The 11,738-nt window shown below is 62.7% G+C and carries 13 protein-coding genes and 1 pseudogene; 12 read left to right on the plus strand and 2 right to left on the minus strand.

The annotated features are described in order from the left end of the window. The first annotated feature begins 61 nt into the window (after positions 1–61). Positions 62–457: a recombinase-like helix-turn-helix domain-containing protein gene (locus ACN0S5_RS23475; RefSeq protein ID WP_417211655.1), complete on the plus strand. Its 396-nt coding sequence runs from the start codon at positions 62–64 to the stop codon at positions 455–457. Positions 458–534: 77 nt separating this feature from the next. Here the strand turns inward: ACN0S5_RS23475 and ACN0S5_RS23480 are convergent, their stop codons facing one another. Both ACN0S5_RS23480 and ACN0S5_RS23485 read right to left on the minus strand, forming a co-directional pair. Further along, a complete protein-coding gene (locus ACN0S5_RS23480) occupies positions 535–1,965 on the minus strand; it encodes a calcium-binding protein (RefSeq protein ID WP_417211656.1) in 1,431 nt (476 codons plus the stop codon). A gap of 219 nt (positions 1,966–2,184) precedes the next feature. Continuing rightward, a complete protein-coding gene (locus ACN0S5_RS23485; RefSeq protein WP_417211658.1) occupies positions 2,185–2,589 on the minus strand; it encodes a hypothetical protein in 405 nt (134 codons plus the stop codon). Positions 2,590–2,865: 276 nt separating this feature from the next. Between ACN0S5_RS23485 and ACN0S5_RS23490 the strand changes: the two genes are divergently transcribed. From ACN0S5_RS23490 to ACN0S5_RS23540, 11 genes and pseudogenes are all read left to right on the plus strand, one after another. Continuing rightward, positions 2,866–3,150: an SH3 domain-containing protein gene (locus tag ACN0S5_RS23490; RefSeq protein WP_417211659.1), complete on the plus strand. Its 285-nt coding sequence runs from the start codon at positions 2,866–2,868 to the stop codon at positions 3,148–3,150. Between the two features lie 327 nt (positions 3,151–3,477). Next, positions 3,478–3,704, plus strand: a pseudogene (locus ACN0S5_RS23495) (phage tail protein); the annotation flags it as partial. A gap of 435 nt (positions 3,705–4,139) precedes the next feature. Continuing rightward, complete coding sequence (locus tag ACN0S5_RS23500; RefSeq protein WP_417211660.1) at positions 4,140–4,844, plus strand: FadR/GntR family transcriptional regulator; 705 nt, start codon at positions 4,140–4,142, stop codon at positions 4,842–4,844. A 140-nt stretch (positions 4,845–4,984) separates the two neighbouring features. Then, on the plus strand, positions 4,985–5,959 hold the full coding sequence (locus tag ACN0S5_RS23505; protein WP_417211661.1) for a C4-dicarboxylate TRAP transporter substrate-binding protein: 975 nt from the start codon (positions 4,985–4,987) through the stop codon (positions 5,957–5,959). Positions 5,960–6,017: 58 nt separating this feature from the next. After that, positions 6,018–6,512, plus strand: a complete 495-nt coding sequence (locus tag ACN0S5_RS23510) for a TRAP transporter small permease (protein ID WP_417211662.1) — start codon at positions 6,018–6,020, stop codon at positions 6,510–6,512. A gap of 15 nt (positions 6,513–6,527) precedes the next feature. Continuing rightward, the gene (locus tag ACN0S5_RS23515; RefSeq protein WP_417211663.1) at positions 6,528–7,799 is read left to right on the plus strand and encodes a TRAP transporter large permease; all 1,272 of its coding nucleotides are present in this window, start codon (positions 6,528–6,530) and stop codon (positions 7,797–7,799) included. 74 nt (positions 7,800–7,873) lie between these two features. Further along, positions 7,874–8,530, plus strand: a complete 657-nt coding sequence (locus ACN0S5_RS23520) for an RraA family protein (RefSeq protein ID WP_417211664.1) — start codon at positions 7,874–7,876, stop codon at positions 8,528–8,530. Between the two features lie 27 nt (positions 8,531–8,557). Beyond that, positions 8,558–8,887 carry a UxaA family hydrolase gene (locus ACN0S5_RS23525; protein ID WP_417211666.1) on the plus strand — a complete coding sequence of 110 codons (330 nt, stop codon included), beginning with the start codon at positions 8,558–8,560 and terminating at the stop codon, positions 8,885–8,887. After that, on the plus strand, positions 8,880–10,067 hold the full coding sequence (locus ACN0S5_RS23530) for a UxaA family hydrolase (RefSeq protein ID WP_417211668.1): 1,188 nt from the start codon (positions 8,880–8,882) through the stop codon (positions 10,065–10,067). Before ACN0S5_RS23525 ends, ACN0S5_RS23530 begins: the two co-directional genes overlap by 8 nt. Before the next feature lie 10 nt (positions 10,068–10,077). Beyond that, the gene (locus ACN0S5_RS23535; protein ID WP_417211669.1) at positions 10,078–10,806 is read left to right on the plus strand and encodes an SDR family oxidoreductase; all 729 of its coding nucleotides are present in this window, start codon (positions 10,078–10,080) and stop codon (positions 10,804–10,806) included. Between the two features lie 15 nt (positions 10,807–10,821). Continuing rightward, entirely contained in the window at positions 10,822–11,661 is an 840-nt protein-coding gene (locus ACN0S5_RS23540) for a fumarylacetoacetate hydrolase family protein (protein WP_417211670.1), read from the plus strand. The last annotated feature ends 77 nt before the right edge of the window (positions 11,662–11,738 follow it).

Consider the following 11,738-nt stretch of genomic DNA (forward strand, 5'->3'; position numbering starts at 1 on the left):
CAACCAACCCGATCAGCAGGTGCAACGAGTAGCTTAAATTACGCCAGATCCTGTCCAGCAGATGGGGAGTAGCTCAGCCAACGACCTCACCGTCGGCATCATGGCGCTGGTGGCGCAACAGGAACGCGAAGCCATCTCCAGACGCACCAGAGAGTCGTTGGCGGCCGCAAAGGCTCGCGGCGTGAAGCTGGGCAATCCAAACGGCGCGGCCGCGCTCAGGCGGGCTGGCAAGGGCGGGACCGCGCTGCAACAGGCCGTGCGCCGCAACGCCGATGCCTTCGCCGAGGATCTGCTCGACGTGATCATAGCGATCCGCGCCGAGGGCCACACCCCCCTTCGCGCCATGGCAGAACAATTGAACATCCGCGGGATCCGGGCCCGCCGTGGCGGGCGTTGGCATGTCTCGACCGTGCGCAACCTCTTGATCCGGATCGAGCGGCTCGAACAGACGACATGACCCAAAGCGCCATACCCGCAGGCCGGCTGACCTGCGGCTGCGGCGTGAGAGAGGTGCCGTTAAGATTCTATGTCTCGTCAGAGCACAAAATCATCCGCTGTAAGTCCGGTCACACCGCCGACGCGGATCTCGGCGTCGACGGTGCCGTTGCCGTCGACGTCGACCTGCACGATGGTCGATCCGCTGGCGGTCTCGTTCAGGCGCAGTTCCGGGTTGCCGCTGGGGGCAAAAGCCGCCGTGCCGCGGAATTCGAAGACGCCCGGCGTCAGACCGGCCACCACGATCAGGTCAGCCCCCTGTTCGAAATCAAGGATCTGGTCGCGGTTGGCGCCCACCACGGTTTCCGCCAGCGCGCGAAACACGAAATTGTCGGCGCCTTGTCCGCCGGTCAGGAAATCGCGGCCCAGCCCGCCGGCCAGATCGTCCTCACCATTGCGGCCGCGCAGGATGTCGTTGTCGTCGCCACCCTCAAGGGAATCGTCGCCCGCGCCGCCGTCCAGCGTGTCGTCGTTGTCGCCACCTTCGAGCTGGTCACTGCCGTCCTGGCCGACGAGTACATCGTTGCCGGTGCCGCCAAGGATCGTGTCGTCGCCGACATTGCCGTTCAGAATGTCAGCTCCCGTGCCTCCGTCCATCGAATCGTTGCCGTCGCCGCCGACGAGAAAGTCGTCGTCCGGACCACCATCTAGCCGGTCATCGCCACCGCGCCCGACCAGCGTGTCGTTCCCCGAACCGCCGTCGAACCGGTCGGATTGGAGCCCTCCGGCCAGAACGTCCGCGTCTCCCTGGCCAAAGACCGTGCCGCGCTGCCGCCCGTTGCCGCCTTCGTATTCGTCCTGGCCGCCGCCCAGCAGGATATGCCCGTCTATGAGGCCGGAATTGAAGACGACGGTGACGCCGCTGCCTGCGCTCGCGTCGAGGGCACGGAAGGTGCCCACCACCGTCCCGGTGTTGTGGAGAAACCCGGCGCCAAAGCTGCCGGCGACGTTGTTGAGCGTGATCGCCGTCTGTGCCGCCGTCATGATCGTGCCGCTGTTCACGATCCGCACATTGCCATTGCCGCTGTCGAGCCTGATGGCACCAAGGGGCCCGTCGATCAGCCCGCTGTTGGACAGGTTGACCGACATGCTGCCGTCGCTGTTGAAAACGTCGATGGCCCGGCTCCGGGTCGACATCATCGTGCCCGCGTTGTTGAGCGTCAAGGCGGTGCTGACGGCTCCGAAGAGCGCTCCGACCGCAACGCCCTGGACAAGCCCCGATGGGCCCACCGTCATGTTGAAGCTGCTGGCACTGTCGAGCAGCACGGCGGCGCCGAGCCCGGTTGTCGAGTTGATGATGAACCCGTTCACGAGCAGGCTGTTGGCCTGCGTGCTCTGGAAGTTTTCGACCTCAACGGTCGAAGAGGCCGACGTTATGATCCCGGCATCCGGGGTGACGATCACCCCGATGTGGCCGCCGGTGAGATACTGGGTTGTGGTGACGACGCCCGTCACGGAAAAAAACGCCATCTGGTGTCCTTTCGGTCGGCCATGTCCCGAAAGGCCCGCAAAGGGGAGTGGATGCGGTGCTGGTCTGTCAGGTCCGTGTCGGGTCCGCGGGACACCGCTCCTGCAAACTACCCTAGCTGATCTTCCCGCAAACGCCAGCCAGCCGGTCCTTACAGCACGAAATCCTCCGTTGTCAGGCAGGTCAAGCCAGCCAAGTGGATTCCCGCGGTGTTCACGCCGTCACATTTGTTGTCCGGCTGAATGATGAACGATCCGGACGTAGTTACGTTCAGGCGCAGTTCGGGGTTGCCCGAAGGGGCGAAACCCGCCGTTCTGCGGATCCCGAGCACGTCGCGCAACGGGGCCGACGACAACGATGGTGTCCACGCCCTGCCTTAAATCCATGATTTGGTCGCGATCCGCGCCGACAACCGTTTCGGCAGGGCTGCGGTACACGAAATTATCCGCATCCTGTCCGCCAGTCAGAAAAACGCGGCCCGGACTGTCCGCCCGGTCATCCTCAACTGCACAGTCCCGCAGAAGATTATTGCCGCTGCCGCCCTCCGGCAAGTCTTCCGGCGAGCCGCCCCTCAGAAAATCTGAGCCTTCTTGCACGGCAAAGATGTCGTTGCCTGCAACGCCCAAAAGCGCGGTGTCGCCGACGTTTCAATAGAGATCGACAGTGTTTATCAAGAATGAGAGCTGCTGTTGGCCACACCTGCCTGCGCGCCCTGGCAGATCAATGCAATGCCTGCGGGATCAGAACCCGGCGCGGCGGGCGCTGGCACGTCTCGACCGTGCGGAACCTGCTGCGGCGAATGCAGCGCGGCCCCGCTATCATCCCAAATGCCTGATCCCTCTCCACCTTCCGGCACCACTCGTGTTAGCCGTTGAAAAAAGAAACACGATCGAGGTCAGACCATGAGCAAAGTTATCGTCCAAACCCTTTGTGCACTAATGCTTGTCGCCGGTTGCAGCGTGGCCGGAGGGCGCGTTGTGGTTCAGGGTGCCGGACCGGACGACCTTCTGAAACTGCGGTATGGCCCCGGACTTGGCTACAAGGTCAAGCTGGGGATTCCAGACGGTACCGAATTGGTGCGCCGGGACTGCGTGACCGAAATGGGCCAACTCTGGTGCCGGGTCTCGCTCGCGACGGCGCCCGGAATCACCGGATACGTCTCCGCCGACTATCTCTCGGCGCGGTGAGCCTCGACCGCGCATTGGCAATGCATTTCAGCAGCGGTCGCAAGCTTGTCTTTATATGTCGCTCTTTGTCGGAAAATGACATTATTACAAGGGTTTGCCTCCTGGGCTTTGCCGCACGTGACCCCGGAGGTGGGTCTATCTCTGGAGATTTCCGGAGCGGGACCGGCGTGGGGGCCACAACACCCACATTGCCATAAGTCGAAGCGGGGGGGGGAGCGATGCGCGGGCGCAAACCGAAACCCGGCGGGCTGAAGCTGGTCACTGGCACTGACCGGTCCGACCGCCGCAATCCTTCCGGGCCGCACCGACAACCAGCCTGCCGGGAACCGCCGGATCACCGGCGAATCCACCCGCATCACCTCCAAGAGCTTCCCGTCGCGGTGCCACCCGAGGAAGCAGAGCGCCGCTGCCAGCGCGCCCTCCTGGCAGGCTGGACCGCGCGGGAAACGGCGGCGTTCCAACTGCCGCCCTCGCGTCTGGCGCTCGATCCCTCCGACACCATCCCCCTGATCCATGATGGCCGCGACCTTGCCTTCCGCCCGACCTCCATCGCCGCTGCTCTGGCCGCGTGGCGCCAAGGTTGCGCGGGATAAGGGGCAGCCTCTCTGGCCTTGCAGAAACGGGTGTAATCTGGCTGACAGACCGGGCCAAAGCACTCGTTTGATCAAGGCGGACGTTCGCGACAAAACCAGAGATGGATGGCGAAATCGGCGGGTAGCGGTCGGAAACTCTGGTGACAGCAAAGATCGGATGACTCCCGACCCGGAGGGCCTGCAATGCGCCCGATTTGCCGGGCTGACCCCGGCGCCGCACCTGCTTTGATCCAAATTTTTCTAACGATTATAGACAGTAGGTCGACATTGGAGTGTGATTCATTCCGCATCGCGCTGAATCCCGCCTCAAAGTCATCCCATGTTTGACGAATTTCAGCTTGCCGAATCGGATTGCCTTGGCTAAATCCCACCCAAACATGGGATGAATTATTCAAGATGGGTAACGGAAAGGTCGATCAGGCCATCGAGCTGGTGAAGGATCTGATCCAATCGGGCAGCATCCGGGCGGGTGATCGCCTGCCTAGCGAGGGCGATCTGGCGGCGCAGCTTGGGGTGTCGCGCAACTCGCTGCGCGAGGCGATGCGGGCGATGCAGACGATGCGCATTCTTGAGGTCCGGCAGGGCGACGGCACCTATGTCTCGGACCTGAACCCGGCGAACTCGATGGATGTGCTGCGCTTTGCGGTCGACATATCGGATACGCGGTCGGTGGTCTGGTATCTGGAAATCCGCCGGTTGCTGGAAGTGTCGGCGGCGCAGGAAGCCGCAGCACGGTGCAGCGACGAAGACCTCGCCCAGTTGCAAGAGGTGCATGCGCGACTGCTCGCCGAGGACGACGGGCCGGGGCTGATGGCGCTTGATGCCGAGTTCCACGATATTCTCGGCCGGATCGGCAGCAATCCCATTCAGGCGGCGCTGCTGAGGGTGATCTCGGCGCCGACGCTGCGGGCGCGGGTCTGGCGCCAGCGGCTGGCAGTCGATTCCTGCGACCGCATCCGCAACGAGCATCAGGCCATTCTTGACGCCATCGCTGCGCGCGATGTCGACGGCGCGCGCCATGCCATGTGGCAGCACATCAACCAGGTCATCCTGTGGGTCGAGGGAAACCCGGACTCGATGGCCGCAGGACAGACACCATAAGGCCGGCCCACGAAAGCATCGTGTACATGGCGCAAAACACCGGACGGGCAACCTGACCACTGTGTCGAGGGGGAGCGCCCGCCGCCGCAGGCTCGCGGGCTTGTGGGCAACTTGACTTGCAACCACTGGAGGAAATGAACATGAAATTCAGAACAATTCTGCTTGGCGCGACGACCGCCATGTCGCTGGCGCTGCCCGCCGTTGCACAGGATGTGACCATCCGCGTCGCCTATGAAAACAACCCCGGCGAGCCGGTCGACCAGGTGGTCAACCACTGGGCCGAGCTGGTCGACACGGCCTCCGAAGGAAAAGTCAAGCTGGAACTGTTCCCCTCGTCCCAGCTTGGCGCCAAGCAGGACGTGATCGAACAGGGCATGTTGGGCGTCAATGTCATCACCATCGCCGACGCGGCCTTCCTGACCGATTATGAGCCGGATCTGGGCATCCTGATGGGCCCCTATCTGACCGACAGCACTGCGGATCTGTTCAAGATCTACGACAGCGAGTGGTTCAAGGAAAAGGAAAAGGCGCTGCAAGAGAAGGGGATCCATATCGTGATCTCGAACTATCTCTATGGCACGCGGCAGTTGCTGACCAAGACCAAGATCGAGACGCCGGACGACTTGCAGGGGCTGAAGATCCGCACGCCCAACAACAACATGCAGATCAAGACGATCGAGGCCATGGGCGGCACGCCCACGCCGATGCCGTTGGGCGACGTCTATCCGGCGCTGACGCAAGGCGTCATCGACGGTGTCGAGAACCCGCTGGCGGTTCTGTATGGCCAGAAGCTGCACGAGCAGGCCAAAGAGCTGTCGATGATCAGCTATCTGAACAACACCGCGTTGTGGCTGGGCGGACAGGCCTATTTTGACACGCTTGATCCGGCGGTGGTCGAGATGCTGCACGAAACCGGCTACCAGGCCGGGCTGTTCAGCCAGGAACTGGCCGGAAAGGAAGATGCGCGGGTGCTGGAAGAGATGAAGGCAGGCGGCGTCACCGTGACCACGCCCGACCTTACCCCGTTCAAGGAAAGGGCGATGGCTGTCTACAGCGAATTCCCGGAATGGACGCCCGGTCTATACGACACGATTCAGGCCCAGTTGGCCGAATAAGACCCTGACGGCGCGGGCGGCCCGGTGCCGCCCCGTCTTTCCCGCACGGAGTTGAGCGATGAAAAAGCTGTCTTCGGTTCTGTCGCAGGCATCCGGTCTGCTGGTGTTTGCCCTTGTCGGCATCACGGCAGCCGCCGTCTTTGCCCGCTATGTGATCGGCCATCCCTTCCAGTGGACCGAAGAGTTTTCGGGTCTGCTGATGGTCTGGATCGTCTTTCTGGCAGCGATCAGCTGCGAAATCGACAACGATCATCTGTCGATCGACATGGTTGTCGAGGTCCTGTCGAAAAATCTGAAATACGTGATTGCGGTTGCCGTCGCGCTGGCCTCGATCGGCCTTCTGCTGACGATGAGCTGGCTTGGCTGGGATTTGACGCAATCTGCCGGTCTGAAGAAAACCCAGATCCTGCGGATCTCGTGGTTCTGGATTTATCTGGCCGTGGTGGTCGGATGTCTGGGCAGCGCCGTGGTGATAGCCGTCCGGCTTTTGACCATGCTGCGCAACGGCAATCTGCCCGAAGGCTCCGAGCCCTCGGCACATGACATTTCGTGATCGGGGAAAGACACAATGACTTGGTTCATCATCATCCCCTTCATGTTCCTGCTGTTCGCGCTGAACATGCGCCTGTATCTGGCGATGTTTGCTGCGATCCTGGCCTATTTCATCTTCTTCGCGAACATGCCCTTGCAGATCGCGGTGCAGCGCATGACCGCGCCGACGCAAAACGTGTCGTTGCTGGCGATCCCGTTCTTCGTGCTTCTGGGAACGCTGCTTGATACGACCGGCATCGCCAACCGGCTGCTGAAAGTGGCCGACCTGCTGGTCGGGCGGCTGACCGGCGGTCTGGGCCATACCAATGTCATGCTGTCCACGCTGATGGGCGGGCTGTCGGCCTCGAACCTCGCGGATGCGGCGATGATGTGCCGGGTGCTGGTTCCCGAGATGATCCGGCAGGGCTATTCCAAGGGAACAGCCGCGGCGATCACCGCGACCTCGTCGCTGATCACGCCGATCCTGCCGCCCGGTATCGCGCTGATCATCTATGGCCTGATTGCCGACGTCTCGATCGGCAGCATGTTTCTTGCGGGTATCCTGCCGGGCCTGCTGTGTTCCGCGGTGCTGCTGTTCACCGTCTATATCGTCGCCAAACGCCGGGGCTACAAACCTTCGCGGACGGAACGCCCGACGGCCTCTGAGACGGGCAAGACACTGATCGGCGCCTGGCCGGCCTTCCTGCTGGTCGGCGTCATCATCGGCGGTATCCGCATGGGTGTCTTCACCCCCACCGAGGCGGGCGCCGTCGCCACCATCATCACCATCGTCGTCGGCGTCTTTATCTATCGCGAGATATCGCTGTCGGACCTGCGCAACGCCTTTGGCACGACCGCAAAGCAGACGGCGGCGGTGCTGCTGGTCATCATGACATCGTCGGCGCTGGCCTGGATCTTCTCGGTCGAGCGGGCGGGCGTGATGCTGGCCGACTGGATCATCGCGCTGACTGACAATCCGTTGCTGTTCCTCTTGGCGGTGAACATCCTGCTGCTGGTGCTGGGCATGTTCATCGAAGGCACGGCGCTGATGATCATTCTAGTGCCGCTGCTGAAACCGGTGGTGATGCAACTGGGCATAGACCCGGTGCATTTCGGGATCATCATGATCCTTAACCTGTCACTGGGGGCGCTGTCGCCGCCGGTGGGCACGGTGATGCTGCTGGTCTGCAATCTGACACGAACCGCGATCGCCGACTTCGTCCGCGAAGGCTGGCCCTTCATCCTGGCCCTGATGGTCGCATTGCTGATCGTGACCTACGTGCCGTGGTTCTCGCTCGCCCTGATCTAGGCGCCCTGACATCCTGGGACGCCTTGCCTGTCAGGCGTCCCCAACCCGACGACAAGTGAAAAAGGTATTCGACCATGATTGACGATGCAAAACTGACCCGCGAGCTTTCGACCTGCTACACTGGCGTGGTGCATGACGTGATGCTGGGCATGGGGCTTCGCAACTTTGTCCTGCCCATCGAGATCACCCCGTTGATCCCCGATGCGCCCCTGTGCGGCCCGGCCTTCACCATCGAAGGCCATCCCGCCGAGGGAACCGACGGCCACGAGACGCTGCTGGCCTGGACCGGCCTGCTGTCCAAGGCGCCCGCTGGGCATGTCTGGATTTCGCAGCCCCATACCCATGATCTGGCGCAGATGGGGGAATTGTCCGCCGAGACACTGAAGAACAAGGGCGTGCTTGGCTGCGTGGTCGATGGGCTGGCCCGCGACACGGAATTCTTGCGCAAGATCGGCTTCCAGACCTGGCGGCGCGGCCATACGCCGAAGGACGTTGTCGGGCGCTGGCTGCCGACCGACACCGGTCACACCATCCATATCGGCGGCGTCGCCATTGCGCAGGGCGATTACCTGCTGGGCGACAGCGATGGCATGGTCCGCATTCCGCGCGCCAATGTCGTCGAGGTGACCGAGAAGTCCATCATCGCCATGCAGACCGAAAGCAAGGTCCGCACCGAGATCCTGAACGGCACCGACCCGCAGGAAGCCTATCTGAAATACGGCAAGTTCTGATCGCGCGTCGAGAAAAGGGGAAACGACATGACAAGCGAAGGCAAGGCTGCGACCGCAGGGCTTTTGCGGCTTTCTCAGACGGATAACGTGCTGCTGGCCACCGGCCCCGTCGGGCCGGGACCGGTGCTGATGAATGGCGGCGGTCAGATCACTCTGCTGGCCTCGGTGACGCTTGGCCACAAGGTGGCGGCGCGCAATATCGCCAGCGGAGAGAAAATCCTGAAATACGGCGTGCCGATTGGCTCGGCCACCGCCGATATTCCGGCCGGGGCGCATGTGCACCTGCACAACATGAAAAGCGATTACACCGCCACCCACGCGCTGGCCGAAACCCAGAAAGGAAGCACCGATGCTTGAAGGAATTCCGCGCAGCGATGGCCGCAAGGGTATCCGCAATTATCTGGCCGTGGCCTATCTGGTCGAATGCGCCCATCACGTCGCCCGCGAGATCGTCCAGCCCCATCGCGAGGACGGCGCTCAGGTGATCGGCTTTCCGGGTTGCTATCCGAACGACTACGCCCAGACCATGATGGAACGGCTGTGCACCCATCCGAACGTGGGCGCCGTGTTGCTGGTGTCGCTGGGTTGCGAAAGCTTCAACCGCTTCAAGCTGGAACAGGCCATCGCCGCAACCGGGCGGCCCGTCAAGACCGTGGTCATCCAGCGCACCGGCGGCACCCGTCAGGCAATCCAGACCGGTCGCGACTGGGTGGCCGAACAACTGCCCACGCTGGCTGCTGCCGAAAAGGTGCCGATGGACCTGTCGGAACTGATTGTCGGCACGGTCTGCGGCGGGTCGGACGGCACCAGCGGCCTGACCGGCAACCCTGCCGTGGGTCTGGCCTTCGACCGTTTGGTGGGTGCTGGCGCGACCTGCATCTTCGAGGAAACGGGCGAATTGATCGGTTGCGAAGAAATCATGGCCGCGCGGGCCAAAACGCCTGAACTGGGGGTGGAACTGACCGCCTCGGTCGAAAAGGCAGCGGCTTATTACGCCACGCTGGGGTATGGCAGCTTTGCCGCTGGCAATGCCGAGGGCGGGCTGTCCTCGATCGAGGAAAAATCCATGGGCGCCTATGCGAAATCGGGCAGCTCGGCCATCAGCGGGCTGATCAAGCCGGGCGACATTCCGCCCCGTGGCGGGCTTTACCTGATGGACGTGGTGCCCGACGGTGAGGTGCGCTTCGGCTTCCCGAACATCTCGGACAATGCCGAGATCGTCGAGATGATGGCCTCGGGCGCGCATCTGACGCTGTTCGTCACAGCGCGCGGCTCGGTCGTCGGATCGGCGCTGGCCCCGGTCATCAAGGTCTGTGCCAACCCCGAGACCTATGCCCGCATGGCCGAGGACATGGATGTCGACGCGGGCCGTATCCTGTCGGGCACCTCGCTGGCCGAAGTGGGCGACGAGATCTTTGACCTGACGCTTGCGACGGCGGGCGGCGCGCCGACCAAATCCGAGGCGCTTGGCCATGCCGAGTTCATCCTGACCTATAAAAGCTTCGAGCCCATCGGGCCGGCTTGCCTGCCTGTGTAAGGAGAAGATCATGGGACGATTGACCGGAAAGACCTGCCTTGTCACCGCCGCTGCGCAGGGGATCGGTCGCGCCAGCGCCGAGGCCTTCCTGCGCGAAGGCGCGACAGTCTGGGCCACAGATATCAACGAGGACGCCGTGGCCAGCATCGAAGGCGCCAATGCCCGGCGGCTGGACGTGCTGGACAATGATGCGATCAAGGCGCTGGTGGCCGAAATCGGAACCGTCGACGTGCTGTTCAACTGCGCGGGCTTTGTGCATGCCGGCACCATCCTTGACGCCACCGATGCCGATTGGGATTTCGCCTTCAACCTGAATGCCAAGGCCCAGTTTCATCTGATCCAGGCGGTGCTGCCCGGCATGCTGGAGAACGGCGGCGGCTCGATCATCAACATGTCCTCGGTTGCCTCGTCCTTGAAGGGCGTGCCCAACCGCTTTGTCTATAATGCCTCCAAGGCTGCGGTGGTGGGCCTGACGAAATCCGTGGCGGCCGATTATGTGACGCAGGGCATTCGCTGCAATGCGATCTGTCCGGGCACCGTCGACAGCCCTTCACTGCATGACCGCCTGCGCGCGACTGGCGATTATGAAAAGGCGCTTGGCGATTTCATCGCGCGTCAGCCCATGGGGCGCGTCGGTGATCCGAACGAGATCGCCGCGCTGGCGGTCTATCTGGCCAGTGACGAGAGCAACTTCACCACCGGACAGACGCATATCATTGATGGCGGCTGGGCGATCTGAGAAAGGAACCAAACTATGAAATTTCTACGCTATGGCGAGGCTGGATCGGAAAAGCCGGCGGTTTTGGACAGTGAGGGCCGGCTGCGCGACCTGTCGGTCCTGCTGGGCGACCTGAAGGGCGAGGTGCTGGCCAATCTGGGGGCGCTGCGCGGCATGGATATCGACGCGCTGCCGCTGGTCGAGGGCAATCCCCGGCTGGGCGCCCCGGTCGCGGGCACCGGCAAGTTCATCTGTATCGGGTTGAACTATTCCGACCACGCCGCCGAAACCGGCGCCACCGTCCCGCCCGAACCGATCATCTTCATGAAGGCCACCAGTGCCATCTGCGGCCCGCACGATCCCATCGTCATCCCCCGTGGCAGCGATAAGACCGATTGGGAGGTCGAGCTGGCCGTGGTCATCGGCAAGCGCGCCAAGCACGTCTCCGAAGCTGATGCGCTGAACCATGTCGCGGGTTATGCTCTGACCAATGACGTGTCCGAACGCGCCTTCCAGATCGAGCGTCAGGGGCAGTGGACCAAGGGCAAAAGCTGCGACAATTTCGGCCAGATCGGGCCATGGCTGGTGACGCCGGACGAAGTGGCCGATCCGCAGAACCTGCCGATGTGGCTTAAGGTGAACGGCGAGACGGTACAGGACGGCTCGACCGCGACGATGGTTTATGGTGTGGCTTTCCTGATCCATTACCTCAGTCAGTTCATGACCCTGCATCCCGGCGACGTGATCTCGACCGGTACCCCGCCGGGCGTCGGTCTGGGCATGACGCCGCCGCGCTTCCTCAAGCCCGGCGACCTGGTCGAGTTGGGCATCGCGGGTCTGGGTCAACAGCGTCAGGACGTGATCGCCGAGGCGTAGAGTGAGCTACTCCCCATCTGCTGGACAGGATCTGGCGTAATTTAAGCTACTCGTTGCACCTGCTGATCGGGTTGGTT

The organism is Antarctobacter sp. (assembly GCF_048262615.1).
Classification (GTDB): domain Bacteria; phylum Pseudomonadota; class Alphaproteobacteria; order Rhodobacterales; family Rhodobacteraceae; genus Antarctobacter.

Bases quoted from the DNA above. Each gene is read 5' to 3' on its own strand.
- ACN0S5_RS23475 (WP_417211655.1), top strand. From the start codon at position 62: ATGGGGAGTAGCTCAGCCAACGACCTCACCGTCGGCATCATGGCGCTG.
- ACN0S5_RS23480 (WP_417211656.1), bottom strand. From the start codon at position 1,965: ATGGCGTTTTTTTCCGTGACGGGCGTCGTCACCACAACCCAGTATCTC.
- ACN0S5_RS23490 (WP_417211659.1), top strand. From the start codon at position 2,866: ATGAGCAAAGTTATCGTCCAAACCCTTTGTGCACTAATGCTTGTCGCC.
- ACN0S5_RS23500 (WP_417211660.1), top strand. From the start codon at position 4,140: ATGGGTAACGGAAAGGTCGATCAGGCCATCGAGCTGGTGAAGGATCTG.
- ACN0S5_RS23505 (WP_417211661.1), top strand. From the start codon at position 4,985: ATGAAATTCAGAACAATTCTGCTTGGCGCGACGACCGCCATGTCGCTG.
- ACN0S5_RS23510 (WP_417211662.1), top strand. From the start codon at position 6,018: ATGAAAAAGCTGTCTTCGGTTCTGTCGCAGGCATCCGGTCTGCTGGTG.
- ACN0S5_RS23515 (WP_417211663.1), top strand. From the start codon at position 6,528: ATGACTTGGTTCATCATCATCCCCTTCATGTTCCTGCTGTTCGCGCTG.
- ACN0S5_RS23520 (WP_417211664.1), top strand. From the start codon at position 7,874: ATGATTGACGATGCAAAACTGACCCGCGAGCTTTCGACCTGCTACACT.
- ACN0S5_RS23525 (WP_417211666.1), top strand. From the start codon at position 8,558: ATGACAAGCGAAGGCAAGGCTGCGACCGCAGGGCTTTTGCGGCTTTCT.
- ACN0S5_RS23530 (WP_417211668.1), top strand. From the start codon at position 8,880: ATGCTTGAAGGAATTCCGCGCAGCGATGGCCGCAAGGGTATCCGCAAT.
- ACN0S5_RS23535 (WP_417211669.1), top strand. From the start codon at position 10,078: ATGGGACGATTGACCGGAAAGACCTGCCTTGTCACCGCCGCTGCGCAG.
- ACN0S5_RS23540 (WP_417211670.1), top strand. From the start codon at position 10,822: ATGAAATTTCTACGCTATGGCGAGGCTGGATCGGAAAAGCCGGCGGTT.